Genomic DNA, 18,386 nt, shown 5'->3' with positions numbered 1-18,386 from the left:
AACCGCTTTGCAGATTCGCAAAGCGGTTTTTTGTTTTTTTAATGTTTGGTCACATTTGTCAGGATATCCGGGAAGTATTTATCTGATAAATTAGCAAATTCATCGCCACGCATAAATATATTAATATCTACGTCACTAAAACTTTTTTTGCCTGCAGCGGCCAGAAGTTCATTAGCAGAGTGCAGGGTATTTTTATGAAAATGATACACACGATCCGATTTATCTGTAACGACTAAACCTTTCATAAGCATTTTGTTTTGAGTAGCGACTCCGGTTGGGCATTCGTTATTATGACAACGAAGCGCCTGAATACAGCCTAAAGAAAACATAAAACCTCTGGCACTGTTACACATGTCTGCACCCAATGCGATTGCATGCAGAATAGAATAACCGGATATAACCTTTCCGCTTCCAATAATGCGCATTTTATCGCGTATTCCTAAACGTACCAAAGTTTTATTAACGAAAATTAATGCCGGTTCAAAAGGCATTCCAACTCCGTCAGCAAATTCTAATGGAGCAGCGCCTGTTCCGCCTTCTGCACCATCAACTGTAATAAAATCAGGGAAAATATCTTCAGAAATCATTTCATGACAAAGCTGTTCAAACTCATGTGTGTTTCCGATACACAATTTAAATCCGATTGGTTTTCCGTTAGATAAATCACGTAATTGTTTGATGAAGTGAACAAGGCCTTTATTGTCTGAAAATGCATGGTGACCAGGAGGCGAAAGAATCATAGTATGCGGTTGCACTCCTCTTATTTTTGCAATTTGTTCTGTGTTTTTAGCAGCTGGAAGCACACCTCCATGACCTGGTTTTGCACCTTGCGAAAGTTTAATTTCGATCATTTTTACATTGGGAAGATTTGCTTTTTCTGCAAAATTTTCAGGACTAAAATTTCCTTCGGCATCACGACAGCCAAAATAGCCTGTACCAATTTGCCAGGTAATATCTCCACCGCCTGCAAGATGAAATTCAGTTAAACCGCCTTCTCCTGTGTTTTGGTAAAAATTTCCTTTTTGAGCACCTATGTTTATGGCGCGTACTGCATTTTCACTTAGTGAACCAAAACTCATTGCCGAAACATTAAATAAAGATGCTGAGTAAGGTTGTTTACAATCTTTTCCTCCAACCAATACACGAGGTAATTCCTCATTAACTTTTGCAGGGAAAATCGAATGTTTTATACCTTCATAATTATCATGATTTAAAACTTGTTGTGTCCCGAATGGGGTACTCGAATCGATATTTTTAGCTCTTTGATAAACCAATGAACGTTGGTTTCTGGAGAAAGGTTTTCCGTCTGTAGATCTTTCAATAAAATACTGTTGAATTTCCGGTGCAATCATTTCAAACAAATATCTAAAATAGCCCAGAACAGGAAAGTTTCTTAAAATAGCATGCTTTTTCTGAGAAGCATTATAAACTCCGACAATTAATAAAATCGGAAGTATAATGACTAACAAAAAGCCGCGTCCGGTATAATAGTAAATTGCAGCAACAATTAGAAACAATAAGAATCCGTAAATAAAGAATTTTTTTCTCATGTTTTTAAAATTTAATGGGTAATAAATAAGATAATTAATTGAATCTTAAACGCACATATACGTGTTTGATTCCTTTTTTGTCAGATTCTCTTTCGTCAATTTCAAGAAAATCTGTTAGCGATTTCAGCATTGGTGTAAGTTTAGAAAAACCATAATTTCTAGGGTCAAATTCAGGTTTTTTCTTAACGATTAAATTTCCGACATCTCCCAAAAATGCCCAGCCATCATCATCTTCAAGATCTTCAATTGTAGTTTCGATCAGTTCAATAGTTTGTTTGTCAACTTTGTGAAGTGCTTTTTCAGCTGGTTTTTCAACTGGTTTTTTGGTATCGGTAGTGGCTGCTTTTGGCTTTTTCTTCTGGGTTGCGCCATCCAGTACCTCAATATATATAAATCGGTCACAGGCAACAATAAAAGAATTTGGAGTTTTCTTTTCTCCAATACCAATTACTTTCATACCAGATTCACGAAGTCTAATGGCAAGACGGGTAAAATCACTATCACTCGATACAATACAAAAACCATCTAATTTTCCGGAATACAGCAAATCCATTGCATCAATAATCAGAGCAGAATCTGAAGAATTTTTTCCAACCGTATAACTGTATTGCTGAATAGGAGTAATGGCATGTTCTAATAAAACTCCTTTCCATCCGTTTGCATTTGGTTTTGTCCAGTCTGCATAAATACGTTTTGTGGTTGGAGTTCCTAATTTGGCTATTTCTTCCATCATACCTTTAACATTGCTGTAAGGTACATTGTCTGCGTCTATAAGAACAGCCAATTTTAAATCTTTTGAGTTACTTAAAGGCATTATTTCAATATTAGAAAATTAAGTAACTCAAAGTTAAACTTAAAATTGGTTTTTATAAGAATTGATGGTATAATTAGTGTTTTTATTAACATTAATTATTTTCATTATAAATAAGATTCTTTCCTGTAAAATTAATTAAAGATAAATTTGTCTTTAATTAAAAAACAATTTATCTTTGTATGGAATTAATAAACAGGATATGTTTTCAAAAGCGTGTGAGTACGGAATTAGAGCTTCAATATTTATTGCTACCAAATCTTCAAAAGGAATCAGGGTTGGGATAAAAGATGTGGCGAAAGAAATTGATTCTCCGGAGCCTTTTACTGCCAAGATTATGCAAATTCTAACTAAGAATGGAATTATTCATTCGGCTAAAGGAGTTGGTGGAGGTTTTGAAGTTTCGGCCGAAGCATTAAAATCAATTAAACTAATTCAGATTGTAGATGCGATCGACGGTGATAAAATATACAGCGGATGTGGTATCGGACTAAAAGAATGCTCAGAAGATCACCCTTGCCCGGTTCACTTCGAATTTAAAAAAATTAGAGGTCTTCTTCATGAAATGCTCACAAAAACAACCTTGGAACAACTTGCTTCTGGGGTTAAAAATGGAGATTTTTTTCTAAAAACATTAAACTTAGATTAAACAATATTTTAATATAAAACGATTAATATTTAATAAATATCTTTATAATGAATACAAAAACCAAAATTTCGATAATGATCCTAATGGGATTTTTAGCAGTAACTTCTTGCGGAAAAAAAGAAACAGTTCCTGCTGATCAAACGGAAACGACTGAACCATCTACTGAAGGGGAAGCAGCGCCAGTAACGCCAGCAGCTGAAGAAAATGTTTTAGTTATTGAAGGAAACGACCAAATGCAGTTTAGCACAAATGAATTGAAAGCTGTTGCAGGAAAACCAATAAAACTGACTTTAAAACATGTTGGTAAGATCCCAAAAGAAGCAATGGGACATAATTTAGTGATTTTACAAGAAGGAACAGACCAGGCAGCTTTTGCTTTGAAAGCTAATGATGCAAAAGCAACTGATTATATCCCGGAATCTGAAAAAGCTTCAGTTATTGCTCATACTAAATTAATTGGTGGAGGAGAAGAAGATACAATCGAATTTACAATTGATAAAAAAGGATCATATCCCTTTATTTGTTCTTTCCCTGGTCACGTTGCCATGATGAAAGGCGTATTAGTTGTAGAGTAAATAATAAAGACTCCAAATGCTGTAAATGGGTTTGGAGTTTTTTTAAAAACAAATAAAAGATAGTTTTGTCTTTTATTAATTAATTTTCCCCCAAGAGAAATGAAAAGAGAAAAAAAATTATGGATCGTCTTTGCTTTAGTAATGACGATATCATTTGCAGTATTAGGTTACTACGGATATGAAATTTATCAGCAGGCACCACCTGTACCAAAAGAAGTTGTTTCAGATTCAGGAAAAGTTATTTTTTCTGAAGCAGAAATTAAAGACGGACAAAATATCTGGCAGAGTATAGGAGGCCAGGAAGTAGGATCAATCTGGGGACACGGCGCCTATGTGGCCCCAGACTGGACTGCAGACTGGCTGCATAGAGAAGCAGTTTTTATACTGGATATTTATGCTCAAAAAGATTTTAATAAAAAGTATGATGAATTAGATGCAGAAAAACAATCGGCTCTGAAAATTCGTCTTCAGAAAGATGTGAGAACGAATCGTTATAATTCAGATACAGGCGTTCTTACTATTTCTGATAATCGTGTAGCTGCTATTGAAAGTTTAAGCGAATATTACAAAGGTCTTTTTACCAATGATCCAAAGTTCGATAAACTAAGAGGAGATTATGCGATTCCGAAAAATGCTATAAAAGATGTAGAAAAAATGCACAAAATGAATGCGTTTTTCTTTTGGGCAACCTGGGCAACGGTTACAAATCGTCCTGATAGTGATATTTCATACACACACAACTGGCCATCTGATGAACTGGTAGGAAATAAAGCGACAACAGAACTTTTGGCATGGTCGGGAGTGAGTATTATTCTATTGATTTTAAGTGTTGGAATCTTAGTTTTCTATCATGCAAAATCGGGCGAGGAAGAAGAATTTCCACTTCCAAAAGAAGATCCGATTATCAAGCAGGGAAAAACGAAATCTATGGGATTGGTAACCAAATATTTCTGGATTGTAAGTTTGCTGATGGTTCTGCAAATGGTTTTCGGAATCATTACAGCCCATTACGGAGTCGAAGGAAATGGTTTGTACGGAATTCCAATTGATCAGATTTTACCATACGCTGTAACAAGAACCTGGCATACACAATTGGCAATTTTCTGGATTGCAACGGCCTGGCTGGCAACCGGGTTATATATTGCTCCGGCAGTTTCAGGTAAAGATCCTAAATTTCAATGTTTTGGTATCAATTTCTTGTTTATTGCTCTTTTGATTATTGTTTTAGGTTCAATGGCCGGGCAATGGTTTGGTGTAATGCAAAAACTGAATTTGGTTCAAAACTTCTGGTTTGGTCATCAGGGTTACGAATATGTTGATTTGGGACGTTTCTGGCAAATTTTCCTTTTAGTGGGCTTGTTTTTATGGTTGGCATTAATGATTCGTCCATTGCTTCCGGTTTTAAGAAAAAAAACAGAAGAGAAAAACTTAATCATTTTGTTCTTGGTTTCCTGTACTGCAATTGCCATGTTTTACGGAGCTGGATTAATGTGGGGAAGACAAACCAACTTAGCTATTGCTGAATATTGGAGATGGTGGGTGGTTCACCTTTGGGTCGAAGGATTCTTCGAAGTATTTGCAACGGTTGTGATTGCGTTTTTATTTGTTCGATTAGGATTATTGAAAACTAAAACGGCAACTTTAAATGTGCTGTTTGCTACCATAATTTTTATGTCCGGAGGTATTTTAGGAACATTTCATCACTTGTATTTCTCAGGAACACCTACGGCAATTATGGCTTTGGGAGCTACATTTAGTGCTTTAGAAGTGGTTCCGTTGACATTAATAGGATTTGAAGCCTATCAAAACTATAAACTCTCAAAATCAACACAATGGATTGCAGATTACAAATGGCCGATTTATTTTATGATTTCTGTAGCCTTTTGGAATTTCCTTGGCGCCGGAATATTCGGATTCATTATCAATCCGCCGATAGCATTGTATTATGTACAAGGTTTGAATACCACGCCATTACACGGACATACAGCTTTATTTGGAGTGTACGGAATGCTTGGAATCGGGTTAGTATTATTTGTATTGAGAAGTTTATACCGAAATGTAACCTGGAATACCAAACTGCTTAAAATTACTTTTTGGTCTTTGAATATTGGTTTATTTCTGATGGCAATTCTGAGTTTGCTTCCAATTGGAGTCTGGCAGGCAGTAGAAAGTATTAGCCATGGTATGTGGTATGCTCGTTCATCAGAATTAATGCAGCAACCAGCAATGATTACTTTAAAATGGCTTCGCGCTATTGGAGATTCAATCTTTGGAATAGGATTTATAACGATGGCCTGGTTTGTATTTGAACTGACATTAAAAAATAAGAAATAAGAAAATAAATTGATTATCATGGAAAATTTAAAAAACAAAACAATAGGATCATTTGTAGCTGAGGATTTTAGAACAGCTGCAGTTTTTTCAAAATATAGAATAGATTTTTGCTGCAAAGGAAACAGAACTGTAACAGAAGTATGCGAAAAACAAAATATTGATGCAGATGCTTTATTAGAAAATGTTCTTCAGATTGTGCAATCAGAAAATGGAGGAAGTATTGATTTTAATTCATGGCCTTTAGATTTACTGGCAGATTATATTGAGAAAACACATCACCGTTATGTACAGGAAAAAACAAATGTATTGCTTCCGTTTTTAGATAAATTGTGCAAAGTGCACGGAGCAAATCATCCGGAATTATTTAAAATAAATGAATTGTTTATAGGATGTGCCGGTGAATTGTCACAACACATGAAAAAAGAAGAATTGGTTTTATTTCCATTTGTAAAAAGAATGGTGAAAACGAAAGAATCTGACGGAATTTTATCTCAGCCATCATTTGGAACCGTTTCAAATCCAATTGCAATGATGATGCACGAACACGATAACGAAGGTGAACGCTTCAGAGAAATTGCAGCACTGACCAATAATTATACTCCGCCTGCAGATGCGTGTACAACTTACAGAGTAACTTTTGCAATGCTAAAAGAATTTGAAGAAGATTTACACAAACACATTCATTTAGAAAATAATATCTTGTTTCCAAAGGCTGTGATTTTAGAAAAAGACTTTGTTGAAGTTGAATAAAGGTTAATTTTAATAGTTCGAAAAACATCGGTAATAATCTTCTAAAATGATAATTATCGGTGTTTTTATTTTAAACCATATAAGTAATATAAGTTCATTTAAAACAGACTTATAATTTCTTATATTACTTATATGGTTTAATAATTTTATAGGTTTTAAAAGTTGCAATATGAATTCTCAAAAAACTTGGATACTCTGCTGTTTCTTTAATTTTCTGATTGCCTGTGTTTTCGGATTGTTAATGCGGTTGATGTATCTGCTCCCAATAGATTTCCTAAACTATAGCTTTCTTCTTCATGCACATTCACATGTTGCTATGCTGGGTTGGGTTTATTTGATCGTTTACGTTTTGGTTGTTCATTTTTTTATTCCAAAAGAAAAAAGTCAGAAACCAATTTACAATCGTTTATTCTGGCTGACAGAGTTTTCGGTAATCGGAATGATGATTGCTTTTCCAATTCAGGGATATGCTTTGTTTTCGATTGTGTTTTCAACCCTGCATATTTTACTGAGTTATGTTTTTTGCCGTTTGGTTTGGAAAGACTGTTCCAGAGATAAATCTCCATCACAAAGACTTTTATTGGTTTCAGTTTTGTTTATGATTTTATCAACTTTTGGAGTTTGGTGTCTGGGACCTGCGGTAAGTACATTAGGAAAACAAAGTGCTTTTTATCAGATTGCGATTCAGTTTTTTCTTCATTTTCAGTTTAATGGCTGGTTTATATTGGCGATTTTGGCTTTGTTTTTAAAGCAATTTCAAGCTAAAATTGATGAGGTGAAGTTTAAGAAATTTTACTATTTGATTATTATTTCCACACTGCTGACAGTCACTTTTCCAATACGCTGGTTTGTAGAAAATGATTTTTTAAGTTATATCAATGTTTTGGGAGTTTTGATTCAATTGGGAGCTTTTATTTATTTCTATAAAATGTTGAAACCTCAAATTAAATATTTTAAAGATGCTTTAGATAAAACGACTAAAATAGTATACGGTTTGGCTTTATGTTCTTTGTTCTTGAAAGTAGGAATTCAATTATTGACTATTTTTCCCAATCTGGCTATCGTCTCGCATCAAATTAGAAATTTTGTAATCGGATTTATTCATTTAACGACTTTAGGAATCATAACCGGGTTTTTATTTGGAATTCTGCTTCAGAATGAAATGCTTTCTGTAAATTCTTCCACATTAAGAATAGGAGTGAAGTGCTTTATTTTAGGCTATATTGCTACAGAAGTTTTATTGTTTCTTCAAGGCTTGTCTTTCTTTTTTGGAGAAGGAAGTATTCCGGGGTATTTTCAGAGTATTTTGATATTGAGTGTTTTTTTGGTTTTGGGATTGGTTTTAATGATGATATCTGTAATAAATTTTCTTTCCTGCAAGGTTTCAAAAACCTTGTAGGTATTAATTTTTAAATATGTAGACACCTACAAGGTTTTTGAAACCTTGCAGGAGGTCAAACTTTTTTCTAAATCGTCGATTTAATAATAGAAGTCAGGTTTTAAATAAAAAACAAGAGTCGATTTCTGTTTAGAATTCTACTCTTGTTCCTTACTAATTAACCTATTTAAATATCTATATTTTTGCTGCTTCCAAATTTATTGTTTCAATTGTTTTTTCATTGTTTACCCCTAAACCTTCCTGTTGAAAGATCAATTCTCCTTCCGGATTAAAAACACTTATGATATTAGAGTGAGAAAAATCTATTGGAGAAATTTGTTTGTAATTAACAGCCAAAACTGCTGCAAACTCACGAGTATTTTCTTCTGATGAACGGAGAAAAATCCACGGATCCTGATTCATTTGATTGGCGATTGCAAAAGTTTTCAGCCTTTCAGGCGTATCCGTTTTTGGATCTATACTAACCAAAATAAGTTTTACATGTTGTTTTGTCTTTTTATCCAGTTTAGATTCAATGTCGCGCATATCTGCTACCAGTCTTGGGCAGGCGGCTTTGCAGCTTGTATAAATCATAACCATTACTAAAACATTTCCTCTAAGCGATTTTAATTCGATATCATTGCCATTTTGTGTTGTCCATTTTGATGGCAAATTATAAATCGATAAATCACTGATTTCTTTTTTTGTTTCTGTTGTGACTCCTTTTTTATCCCTTTCTTTACAGCTGTAAAGCGAGAATAGAAGCAGAAAAGCGATTATTGTTGTTTTCATTGTAAACTAATTTAAATTAGATTTTAGGTTTTGTTGTACTGGCACATCTAAAACCAAGATTTCGGGTAGAATACTGCGCTTTTAAACTTCCTCTGAAGGCGTAGCGCATAAAGGCAGCATAATCCATTAAATCGGATGCATTTACTGATGCACTCCCACAGAAAAGGTTTTTATCACTGCTTTTGTCCTTTCGGGATTCTCCGGATAAAAAAATACTGTTAAAGTCAGATGTCCATTCCCATACTAAACCATGCATGTCATAAACTCCCCAATAATTTTTGAAGGTTTTTCCAATTTCATTTTCATAAGTTTTCGATTTCTCGTACCATGATAAAATATACTGGTTGAATTCTTTTTTGGTTCTGGCATCAATTTTCTTTTCATCAGCCATTGCTACATATTCCCATTCATCCATTGTTGCCAGGCGTTTTCCTTCACATTCGCAGTATTTTTTTGCTGCAAACCATGAAATACTTGTCACAGGTGAATTTGGATTTGCATTTCCAAAATCAGAATCATTTTTCCAATAGGATAAATAACTTTTATCTGCAAAAATTCCTTTAATTTTTGATTTACTATAAGAAGGATTTTTTTTGACAAATTCCAAAAACTCACGATTTGTTACCGGATAAATGTCTATGTAAAAAGATTTTACAACGACAGGTTTTTTGGAAGTGGCCCCATAAAGAGGGACAAAAGATCCCTCTTTTATGAGAACCATTCCTGCTTTCTGCGCATTTGTAGCAACAGTAAGCATAAAGAAAAAGATAGTTGTAAGAATGAAAACGTATTTTTTCATACTGTTAGTTTTGCTGTTATCTTAGCGCTTTTACCATTTCTGGTGTAATTTCGGTTTTATTATTTCCCCAACTGCTGTAAATGTAAGTCAGTACGTTAGCAATTTCATCATCAGATAAATTTTGAGCAGGCATTACGTTATTGTATTTTTTACCGTTTACCGTGACCTCTCCGGTTAAACCATGCAGGATAGTTTTAATAGCACGTTTTGAATCTGCATTCAGATAGTCTGATTTTGCTAGAGGAGGGAAAGTAGCCGGTATCCCTTGCCCTTCAGATTGGTGACAAGCGAAACAAGTTGTTCCGAAAATTTCCTTACCAATTTTTACTTTTTCTTCAACCGTACGTTTTGGAATAGCAACCTTAGCAACAGATTCTCCAGGCATTTTCTGGATCGTTCCTCCTTCAGGTAAATAAATACCTTCCTGGATGGTTCCGGAGTAAATGTTTTTATTTTCTTTTCCTTCTACTTTCAACATTCCCAGCGCACCTTTATTAAATGCTCTGAAAATAGAGTGATCAACAAGGATAAAGGTTCCGGGTGTTTCTACTTTAAAATCAACAATGGCAGCTCCACCGGCAGGAATTAAAGTAGTTTGTACATTTTTATTAATTGTGCTTCCGCCTTCAATATGTACACTGTCAAATATTTCTCCGATAACGTGGAAAGAAGAAACCAAATTTGGTCCGCCGTTTCCAACATATAAACGAACCGTTTCACCTACTTTTGCAGTTAATTCATTTCCGTTAGTTAAAGCTCCAACTTTACCATTAAATACGACATAATCAGGTGTTTCTTTTACAGCTTTGTTCATGTCAAATGCCTGAAGCCCTTTTGCTCCATATTCACCCTGAGTATAAAAATCTCCCTGCATAACATAGTATTCTTTATCTACAGGAGGAAGTCCGCCTTCTGGTTCAACCAAAATCAAACCGTACATACCATTTGCAATGTGCATTCCAACTGGAGCTGTAGCACAGTGATATACGTACAATCCCGGATTAATTACTTTAAAGCTGAATACTTTTTCGTGTCCGGGAGCTACAAGTGATGAGGTTGCTCCCCCACCAGGCCCGGTTACGGCATGTAAATCTATGTTATGTGGTAATTTGTTATCTGGATGGTTTTTTAAATGAAATTCTACTTCATCACCCACACGGGTTCTGATAAAACTTCCCGGAACAGAACCTCCAAACGTCCAATAAGTATATTTTACACCATCGGTCATTGTACCTTCCTGTTCTTTGATTTCCATGTTTAATTTCAATTTCATGGCTGTTCTGTTTCCAACTGGTTTAGGTACATGTGGAGGTGCGGTAAGTTCTGCCTCCATTTCTCCTTCAGTCATGATGTCTGCATAATTTGCGGCTTCATTTTTTTTGCAGCTACCTAATAATAATAGCATAAAAAGTGAACATATAAGAATACTCATCCTGCTCATAATTGTGTGTTTCCTTGTCATAATATTGTGGTTTTGCTTTTGTTTAAATATGGACCAAAAATAAAAGACAATTTTATCTTTTATTATGATAAAAATCATGGTTTAGAGATAAATATATCATTAAATTAGAATTGTAAAAGAATAATTTTAAGTTTAATCTTGTTAATAATTTTAACATGATTTATTTTTAATAAAAATAAATGAGGGTCTTCATTTTAAATTAATAATGATTATTTTTGCTCGCTGATTTAAGTTAAAAAAATTACTACACTATATTATGGTAAAAGATTTATTCGAAAGAATTCAGGACAATAAAGGACCTTTAGGAAAATGGGCTTCTCAGGCAGAAGGTTATTATGTTTTCCCAAAGTTAGAAGGAGAGTTGGGTCCTCGAATGACTTTTCACGGAAAAAATATTTTAAACTGGAGTTTAAATGATTATTTAGGTTTAGCAAATCATCCGGAAGTTCGTCAGGCAGATACAGATGCAGCAATTCAGTTTGGTGCAGCTTATCCAATGGGAGCTCGTATGATGTCTGGACACACTACGTACCACGAACAATTAGAAAATGAATTAGCTGAGTTCGTAATGAAAGAATCTGCTTATTTATTGAATTTTGGTTACCAGGGAATGGTGTCTATTATTGACGCTCTGGTTACTAAAAATGACATTATTGTTTATGATGTAGATTCACATGCTTGTATCATTGATGGTGTTCGTTTACACATGGGTAAACGTTTCACATACAAACACAATGATTTGGAAAGTATGGAGAAAAATCTGCAGCGTGCTACTAAAATGGCAGAAGAAACTGGTGGAGGTATTTTATTTATTACCGAAGGTGTTTTTGGAATGCGCGGACAACAAGGAAAATTAAAAGAAATTGTTGCATTAAAGCAAAAATACAATTTCCGTTTATTGGTTGATGATGCACATGGTTTTGGAACATTAGGTAAAACTGGTGCCGGAGCAGGTGAAGAGCAGGGAGTTCAGGCAGATATTGATGTTTACTTCTCTACTTTTGCAAAATCTATGGCTAATATTGGAGCTTTTGTAGCGGCTGATAAAACAGTTATTGATTATTTAAAGTATAACCTACGTTCTCAAATGTTTGCTAAAGCATTACCAATGATTCAAACTGTTGGTTCTTTGAAGCGTTTAGAGTTATTACGTAAATCTTCGGCTATTAAAGATAAACTTTGGGAAAACGTAAATGCATTGCAAAACGGTCTTAAAGAAAAAGGATTTAATATCGGAGATACAAATACTTGTATCACTCCGGTTTACTTAGAAGGAAGTATTCCTGAAGCAATGGTAATGGTAAATGATTTAAGAGAAAACTACGGTATTTTCCTTTCTATTGTTGTTTATCCTGTTATTCCAAAAGGAATTATCTTGTTGAGAATGATTCCAACAGCTTCTCATACTTTAGCTGATATTGATGAAACATTAACAGCTTTCGAAGCAATTCGTGAGAAATTAGTTAACGGAACTTATAAAGAAATTGCAGAACGTACAACAGTTGACGTTTCGTAATGAAGTATAAAAATAGATTCCTTTAGTGGGAATTATGTAAAAAAATCCATTCGTTATGCGAATGGATTTTTTTTATTTAAGGTAACTTTATATTATAATCAACAAAATAAAGCATTATGAAAAAAGCAGTAATTATAACAACCCTTATTTTGACAGTTCTTATTTCGTGCAAAAAAGCAACTGACACCGAACCTGTACAAATTGAACCAAAAGCTCCAAAAGAAGCTGAAATCGTTGAGCCGGCAGGCGATCAATGTTATGAGTGGAAATTAAACGGGAGTGTTATCGCGATGAGTTTTAATGTAAATTCTCATCAGGAGGTAAATGGAAAATTAAGCTATAATTTGGTCGGAAAAGATAAAAATGAAGGTACTTTGATTGGGAATATGAAAGGCGATACGCTTATAGCTGATTATACTTTTGTATCTGAAGGAGTTTCTTCTGTAAGGGAAGTTGCTTTTTTGCAAAAAGATGGTGCTTTTATTGAAGGCTACGGAGATGTGGCAGCTGCAAACGATAAAGTTACTTTTAAAGATAAGACAAAGTTAAAATTTGACCAGAAAAATACTTTAACCAAAGTAGATTGCAAAGTAGAGTAAACAGCGTTTTTATTTTAATGAAAAATCCATTCGTTTAGGGACGAATGGATTTTTTTATGTTTTTAAAATTGCAGTGCAAAATATTTTACATTTTTACAAATATTTCAAATAAGTCTTTCTCTGACAGTGAATTTTGGGATCAAAATTTTTCCAAAGTAAATGAATCGCATTGTTTTCTAATAATTCAGGAGTTCTAATGCAGGTTTGAATTCCTTTCTCTGAAAAAGTTTTATAATATTCATCAAAAATAATAGCTGTAACCCCTTTATTTTGATATTCCGGATGAACTCCGATTAAGTAAAAAACGACATCTTTACTCTTTTTTCTTGCTCTCAGTAAATGAATAAATCCAAACGGAAATAATTTTCCTTTTGCTTTTTGTAATGCTTCAGAAAAACTCGGCATCACAATGCTAAAAGCGACTAGTTTATCGTCTTTATCCACTACAAATTTGATGTATTCCGGATTAATAAAGCTAATATATTTCTTTTTGAAGTATTCTTTCTGAACATCAGAAATGGCCACAAAAGAAGCCAGTTTTTCATATGATTCATTAAACAAATCAAACATTTTGTCTACATGAGGCATAATGTCTTTTGTTTTAGTAAAAGTAAGGGACTTTAAACCGTATCTTTTTTTGATTAATTCCTGTGCTTTAAGGAAAAATTCTGGTTTAACATTTGAAAAAGGAAAAACACTTTCGATATATTGTTTTTCAACCTGAAAGCCTAATTGTTCAAAATGTGTTACGTAATAAGGGTTATTGTACCAGGTAATCATAGTTCCCATTTGATCATAACCTTCTGTAAGTACTCCAACTTTGTCTAAATTAGAAAATCCCATTGGGCCTTCTGCATGCTCCAGATTGTGTTTTCGGCCTAATTCGTATACTTTTTCGAGTAATGCTTTTGTTACTTCAATATCATCAATTACATCAAACCAGCCAAAACGAACTTTTCTTTTATGTTGATTATTTACTTCTGCCCAATTGATTATTGCGGTAATTCTTCCAACGATCTGATTGCCTTTGTATGCTATATAAAAATAGGCTTCGGCGTTATCAAAAGCAGGGTTTTTTGTTTTATCAAAAGATTCCAGTTCATCAGCAATAATAGGCGGTACCCAATATGGGTTGTCTTTATATAGTGAAAACGGAAACTTGATATAGTCGGTTAGTTCTTTTTTTGTTTTAGCTTCTTTAATTGTAATCATTCAGTGATATTATAAGTGTCTCTTATTTAGAGGTGTTTAATTTAAATTTTATTCGTATTTAGCTTTACGCTTTCTTTCTTTTTCCTGATAGTCAATTTCTTTTTCGTTTTCAGGATTCTTTTTTGATCTGTCTCTGTTTTTAGCTTCAATTTGTTTTTCCTTATACCAGCCATCATAGCGCCATGAGATACCAACTCCGCCATATAAAATAGATGGCGTATTTTTAAAGTTAGTACTTATAGAAGCATCCACCTGCATATTTGGTGAAAGCAGGTAAGCAGCACCTCCACGAACAATTGCATCGCTGTAAAAATCACTTTTGTAGCCCTGATTTTCAATAAAACCAGACCAATGGTCGTTAAATCCGTGCGTCAAAGTTAATATATATCCGTAACTTGGGTAATCAGTACCAATATAATCAGCAATAATGTTGGTTACAAAAACCCAGGATCCGCCTCCGAACAAGTTTTGGGTAATCAACGAAATCTTAGGAGAAATTGCTCCGTCTGGAGAAAAATAATACGGATTATCAGCTCCAACAAAATTTGCTCCTGCAAAGACAGAAACAGCAGGAATAAATTCGCGCCATTGAAAATTACGGTTGGCTTTATAGCTATAAATGTTAGCTTCTTTCTTATAGTTTTTATAAGGATCGTAAATAAGATATTTAGCTCCTAAAACGGTCTGTCTGAAATTGTTTTTTTTATAGCTGGTATATGGAGTATCATAATTCTCCATTTGATATTGAAGATCTACTATAAACTCCAATTTTTCAAGAAAAGCACCATATCTCAGGGTTAAATCGGTTCCGAAACCGCTGGCGTCATAATCTAATAAATCATGTTTTTCTTTGATGCCATAAACGCCAAATTCGGCCTGAATTACAGATTTTCCAACGGCATAAGCAGACATGGTTTCGCCTGGACGGTTAGAATTAATCACATCGGTGTATTGTGCAAAGAAAAGTTGTGGAATAAAAAATAGAGTGGTAAAGAGTAAGTTTTTAATTTTCAACATAAATGTATTTTTTTATTAAAAAGCTATAACGCATTTCAAATGTAAGATATTTTATTATTTATTTAAGATTGTTAATTTAATTTTAAACAACGGATTTATTAATTTTGGCAAAAATTATACAGTTATGCAAGAAGCGTCATTTTCAGGTTTGCTAAAAACCATTATGTGGGTTATAGCTTTTTATTATATTTTTAAATTTTTGGCTAGAATTTTTTTACCGGTACTGGTTAAAAAAGCAGTTGAAAAGGCAGGAGAGAATTTTTCGAGACAACAACAATACAGCCAGGATAATTCATGGCAAAATACGCGTAGAAATAATGATGAAATAATTATTAATACGGCCAATGAAAAAAATCCTCGTGAAACCAAAAAAGTTGGTGAGTATGTTGATTACGAAGAAATAGATTAAGTTTGTGTCCTAAAATTAATAGGATTCATCATTTAACCCAAACCAGCCTAAATTGAAAATAGTAAATAAGTTTTATCCGCATGCCCTTGTAGTTTTGGGCTTTATTCTCGTATCATTAATTTATTTTTATCCTGTTCTGCAAGGAAAACAAATCTTTCAGTCCGATATTGCACAATATACGGGAATGGCAAAGGAGCAAAATGACTTCCGCGCAGCTGAAAAAACAGAACCATATTGGACCAATTCTGCTTTTGGTGGTATGCCAACCTACCAGTTAGGGGCAAATTATCCAAACGATTTTATTGGTAAAATTGATGATGTTCTACGTTTCTTACCGCGTCCTGCTGACTATTTATTTCTATACTTCTTAGGTTTTTATGGATTGTTACTGGTTTTAAAGACAGATCCTTTAAAAGCATTTATTGGTGCAATTGCCTTTGGTTTTTCTACCTATTTGATTATTATTCTGGGTGTTGGACATAATGCAAAAGCACATGCGATTGCTTATATGCCATTGGTTATTGCAGGTTTTATACTGGTTTTTCAGAAAAAGTATATTTGGGGAGGTTTGCTCACCATGTTTGCAGTTGCATTAGAAATTAATGCAAACCACTTTCAAATGACCTATTATTTATTGATTTTCTTATTGATTCTTTCCGGTTATTTTGCTTTCAATTTTATAAAAGAAAAAGAATATAAACCACTTTTAACTTCTATTGGAGTTTTGGCAGTAGCAGGAATTCTTGCTCTTGGTGCTAATGCGGGTAATTTATTGGCAACGAGCGAATATGCTAAATACAGTATCCGCGATAAAAGCGAGTTAACGTTTAATCCCGACGGATCAAAAAATCTGACAACCGCAGCCATGACAACAGACTACATTACAGAATATAGTTATGGAATAGCAGAAAGTTTAAATTTAATAGCTCCGAGAATTTTTGGAGGATCAAGCCATGAAAATGTAGGTACAGACAGTCGTATGTATGCTTTTATGGTAGAACAAGGAGTTCCGTCAACTCAGGCAGAAGATTTTGTTTCTGGTATGCCAACGTATTGGGGAGATCAGCCAATTGTTTCTGCACCGGCATATATTGGGGTTGTGGTTTTCTTTTTGGCAGTCTTGGCCTTGTTTATCGATGAAAGAAAAATTAAATATGTATTTCTTTCAGGAGCATTATTTACTTTAATGCTTTCATGGGGTAAAAACTTTTCGTTGCTAACAGATTTCTTTATTGAATATGTTCCTATGTACGATAAGTTTAGAGCCGTATCTTCTATTCAGGTGATATTAGAATTATGTTTCCCTGTACTTGCAGTTATGGGATTACAATCGTTTTTTAAAGCTAAAGATGAGCCTAAATTACAACAAAAAGCGTTGATACAAACAGGAGTTTTTGGACTTGGAGTTTTATTGATTTTAGTTTTTGCAAAAGGCTTCTTCCACTTTACAGGAATGAACGATAAAGCTTATTTAGAAAGTTATGGACCAGGTTTTGTCGATGCATTAAAAGAAGACAGAATGTCTTTATACTCTGCAGATTTACTTCGTTCCGGATTTTTTATCGTAGTGACTTTTGGAGTTCTATGGCTGTTTATCAAAAACAAATTCTCTCAGACAACTGCTTTAATTATTGTGGCTGTTTTAATGATTTTTGATTTATTCTTTGTAGATAAAAAATACGTTTCAGCAAAAGATTTTGTAAGCCCGGTTCAGATTGCTGCACCATTTCAGGAAACACCAACAGATGCTCAGATTTTAAAAGATACTTCGGTTTACCGTGTATTTGATCCGCAGGGACAATTGCAGGGAAGATCGTCTTATTTTCATAAAACCATTGGAGGTTACAGTGCTGTAAGACCTAGAAGAATGCAACAGTTGTATGATTATCAAATTAGTAAAGGTAATCTGGAAGTGCTCAATATGTTAAATGTTAAGTACGTAATACAAACAGATAAAGAAGGAAATGAAATTCCGACTATAAATCCTGAAGTAAACGGAAATGCTTGGTTTGTAAGTTCTGTAAAATTGGTTAATAAGCCAGATGATGTAATGAAAGCATTAGATCATATTGATACTAAAAAAGTGGCCGTTTTTAATGTTCGTGAGCATGAAGGTAAATTTAAAAGTGCCCGAATGAAAAAACAATGGGACACTACCGGAACGATTAAAGTAGTTGAATACAAGCCAAATTATATTAAATACCAATCAAATAACGGAAAAGATGGTTTAGCTGTATTTTCTGAGATGTACTATAAAAATGGCTGGAATGCTTATATCGACGGACAGTTGACAGATCATTTCCCTGTTGATTATGTGTTAAGAGCAATGGAAGTTCCGGGTGGAAAACATACTATTGAATTTAAATTTGAGCCTCAGGTAATTAAAACCGGTGGAACAATAACTTTAATAAGTTCAATTATAATGTTACTGCTTTTAATAGGTGGAATTTATTTTGAGAGAAAGAGAACAAAAATTGAAAAATAAAAGCCTTTTTTTAGAATAATTTACTGTTAGATGATTTTGTATCTTTGT

The 18,386-nt window shown here is 33.9% G+C and carries 16 protein-coding genes; 9 read left to right on the top strand and 7 right to left on the bottom strand.

The window, feature by feature from the left end:
* Positions 1-38: 38 nt before the first annotated feature.
* A complete protein-coding gene (locus OLM51_RS15945; RefSeq protein ID WP_264551589.1) occupies positions 39-1,550 on the bottom strand; it encodes an FMN-binding glutamate synthase family protein in 1,512 nt (503 codons plus the stop codon).
* A 34-nt stretch (positions 1,551-1,584) separates the two neighbouring features.
* On the bottom strand, positions 1,585-2,364 hold the full coding sequence (locus tag OLM51_RS15940; protein ID WP_264551588.1) for an NYN domain-containing protein: 780 nt from the start codon (positions 2,362-2,364) through the stop codon (positions 1,585-1,587).
* 199 nt (positions 2,365-2,563) lie between these two features.
* Between OLM51_RS15940 and OLM51_RS15935 the strand changes: the two genes are divergently transcribed.
* From OLM51_RS15935 to OLM51_RS15915, 5 genes are all read left to right on the top strand, one after another.
* Positions 2,564-3,010, top strand: a complete 447-nt coding sequence (locus tag OLM51_RS15935; protein ID WP_264551587.1) for an RrF2 family transcriptional regulator — start codon at positions 2,564-2,566, stop codon at positions 3,008-3,010.
* A 47-nt stretch (positions 3,011-3,057) separates the two neighbouring features.
* Complete coding sequence (gene azu, locus OLM51_RS15930; protein WP_264551586.1) at positions 3,058-3,585, top strand: azurin; 528 nt, start codon at positions 3,058-3,060, stop codon at positions 3,583-3,585.
* Between the two features lie 99 nt (positions 3,586-3,684).
* The gene (locus OLM51_RS15925) at positions 3,685-5,919 is read left to right on the top strand and encodes a nitric-oxide reductase large subunit (protein WP_264551585.1); all 2,235 of its coding nucleotides are present in this window, start codon (positions 3,685-3,687) and stop codon (positions 5,917-5,919) included.
* An 18-nt stretch (positions 5,920-5,937) separates the two neighbouring features.
* A complete protein-coding gene (ric, locus tag OLM51_RS15920; protein WP_264551584.1) occupies positions 5,938-6,669 on the top strand; it encodes an iron-sulfur cluster repair di-iron protein in 732 nt (243 codons plus the stop codon).
* Between the two features lie 169 nt (positions 6,670-6,838).
* The gene (locus OLM51_RS15915) at positions 6,839-8,068 is read left to right on the top strand and encodes a hypothetical protein (protein WP_264551583.1); all 1,230 of its coding nucleotides are present in this window, start codon (positions 6,839-6,841) and stop codon (positions 8,066-8,068) included.
* A gap of 174 nt (positions 8,069-8,242) precedes the next feature.
* Here OLM51_RS15915 and OLM51_RS15910 read toward each other — a convergent pair whose 3' ends face one another.
* The 3 genes from OLM51_RS15910 to nirK are packed head-to-tail and all read right to left on the bottom strand — an operon-like array spanning position 8,243 to position 11,100.
* Positions 8,243-8,839, bottom strand: a complete 597-nt coding sequence (locus OLM51_RS15910; protein WP_264551582.1) for an SCO family protein — start codon at positions 8,837-8,839, stop codon at positions 8,243-8,245.
* A 16-nt stretch (positions 8,840-8,855) separates the two neighbouring features.
* Positions 8,856-9,638, bottom strand: a complete 783-nt coding sequence (locus tag OLM51_RS15905) for a formylglycine-generating enzyme family protein (protein WP_413614524.1) — start codon at positions 9,636-9,638, stop codon at positions 8,856-8,858.
* 16 nt (positions 9,639-9,654) lie between these two features.
* Positions 9,655-11,100, bottom strand: a complete 1,446-nt coding sequence (nirK, locus tag OLM51_RS15900) for a copper-containing nitrite reductase (RefSeq protein ID WP_264551581.1) — start codon at positions 11,098-11,100, stop codon at positions 9,655-9,657.
* Positions 11,101-11,356: 256 nt separating this feature from the next.
* On the opposite strand from nirK, the gene OLM51_RS15895 reads away from it, so the two are divergent.
* Positions 11,357-12,616: an aminotransferase class I/II-fold pyridoxal phosphate-dependent enzyme gene (locus OLM51_RS15895; RefSeq protein WP_264551580.1), complete on the top strand. Its 1,260-nt coding sequence runs from the start codon at positions 11,357-11,359 to the stop codon at positions 12,614-12,616.
* A 116-nt stretch (positions 12,617-12,732) separates the two neighbouring features.
* A complete protein-coding gene (locus OLM51_RS15890; RefSeq protein ID WP_264551579.1) occupies positions 12,733-13,215 on the top strand; it encodes a hypothetical protein in 483 nt (160 codons plus the stop codon).
* A gap of 93 nt (positions 13,216-13,308) precedes the next feature.
* On the opposite strand, the gene OLM51_RS15885 is transcribed toward OLM51_RS15890, so the two are convergent.
* Together OLM51_RS15885 and OLM51_RS15880 are read right to left on the bottom strand one after the other, a co-directional pair.
* Positions 13,309-14,427: a GNAT family N-acetyltransferase gene (locus OLM51_RS15885; protein ID WP_264551578.1), complete on the bottom strand. Its 1,119-nt coding sequence runs from the start codon at positions 14,425-14,427 to the stop codon at positions 13,309-13,311.
* 48 nt (positions 14,428-14,475) lie between these two features.
* Positions 14,476-15,444 carry a transporter gene (locus OLM51_RS15880; RefSeq protein WP_264551577.1) on the bottom strand — a complete coding sequence of 323 codons (969 nt, stop codon included), beginning with the start codon at positions 15,442-15,444 and terminating at the stop codon, positions 14,476-14,478.
* Positions 15,445-15,568: 124 nt separating this feature from the next.
* On the opposite strand from OLM51_RS15880, the gene OLM51_RS15875 reads away from it, so the two are divergent.
* Both OLM51_RS15875 and OLM51_RS15870 read left to right on the top strand, forming a co-directional pair.
* The gene (locus OLM51_RS15875) at positions 15,569-15,853 is read left to right on the top strand and encodes a DUF4834 family protein (RefSeq protein WP_264551576.1); all 285 of its coding nucleotides are present in this window, start codon (positions 15,569-15,571) and stop codon (positions 15,851-15,853) included.
* Positions 15,854-15,905: 52 nt separating this feature from the next.
* Positions 15,906-18,338: a YfhO family protein gene (locus OLM51_RS15870; protein ID WP_264551575.1), complete on the top strand. Its 2,433-nt coding sequence runs from the start codon at positions 15,906-15,908 to the stop codon at positions 18,336-18,338.
* The last annotated feature ends 48 nt before the right edge of the window (positions 18,339-18,386 follow it).

Origin of the sequence: Flavobacterium sp. N2038, assembly GCF_025947185.1 — a bacterium.
Taxonomy (GTDB): Bacteria; Bacteroidota; Bacteroidia; order Flavobacteriales; family Flavobacteriaceae; genus Flavobacterium.
This window is presented reverse-complemented; position numbering and strand designations above follow the sequence as displayed.

Coding starts and splice junctions, on each gene's coding strand:
- OLM51_RS15945 (WP_264551589.1), bottom strand. CDS start 1,550: ATGAGAAAAAAATTCTTTATTTACGGATTCTTATTGTTTCTAATTGTT.
- OLM51_RS15875 (WP_264551576.1), top strand. CDS start 15,569: ATGCAAGAAGCGTCATTTTCAGGTTTGCTAAAAACCATTATGTGGGTT.
- OLM51_RS15885 (WP_264551578.1), bottom strand. CDS start 14,427: ATGATTACAATTAAAGAAGCTAAAACAAAAAAAGAACTAACCGACTAT.
- OLM51_RS15935 (WP_264551587.1), top strand. CDS start 2,564: ATGTTTTCAAAAGCGTGTGAGTACGGAATTAGAGCTTCAATATTTATT.
- OLM51_RS15880 (WP_264551577.1), bottom strand. CDS start 15,444: ATGTTGAAAATTAAAAACTTACTCTTTACCACTCTATTTTTTATTCCA.
- OLM51_RS15895 (WP_264551580.1), top strand. CDS start 11,357: ATGGTAAAAGATTTATTCGAAAGAATTCAGGACAATAAAGGACCTTTA.
- OLM51_RS15890 (WP_264551579.1), top strand. CDS start 12,733: ATGAAAAAAGCAGTAATTATAACAACCCTTATTTTGACAGTTCTTATT.
- OLM51_RS15905 (WP_413614524.1), bottom strand. CDS start 9,638: ATGAAAAAATACGTTTTCATTCTTACAACTATCTTTTTCTTTATGCTT.
- nirK (WP_264551581.1), bottom strand. CDS start 11,100: ATGACAAGGAAACACACAATTATGAGCAGGATGAGTATTCTTATATGT.
- ric (WP_264551584.1), top strand. CDS start 5,938: ATGGAAAATTTAAAAAACAAAACAATAGGATCATTTGTAGCTGAGGAT.
- OLM51_RS15910 (WP_264551582.1), bottom strand. CDS start 8,839: ATGAAAACAACAATAATCGCTTTTCTGCTTCTATTCTCGCTTTACAGC.
- OLM51_RS15915 (WP_264551583.1), top strand. CDS start 6,839: ATGAATTCTCAAAAAACTTGGATACTCTGCTGTTTCTTTAATTTTCTG.
- azu (WP_264551586.1), top strand. CDS start 3,058: ATGAATACAAAAACCAAAATTTCGATAATGATCCTAATGGGATTTTTA.
- OLM51_RS15925 (WP_264551585.1), top strand. CDS start 3,685: ATGAAAAGAGAAAAAAAATTATGGATCGTCTTTGCTTTAGTAATGACG.
- OLM51_RS15940 (WP_264551588.1), bottom strand. CDS start 2,364: ATGCCTTTAAGTAACTCAAAAGATTTAAAATTGGCTGTTCTTATAGAC.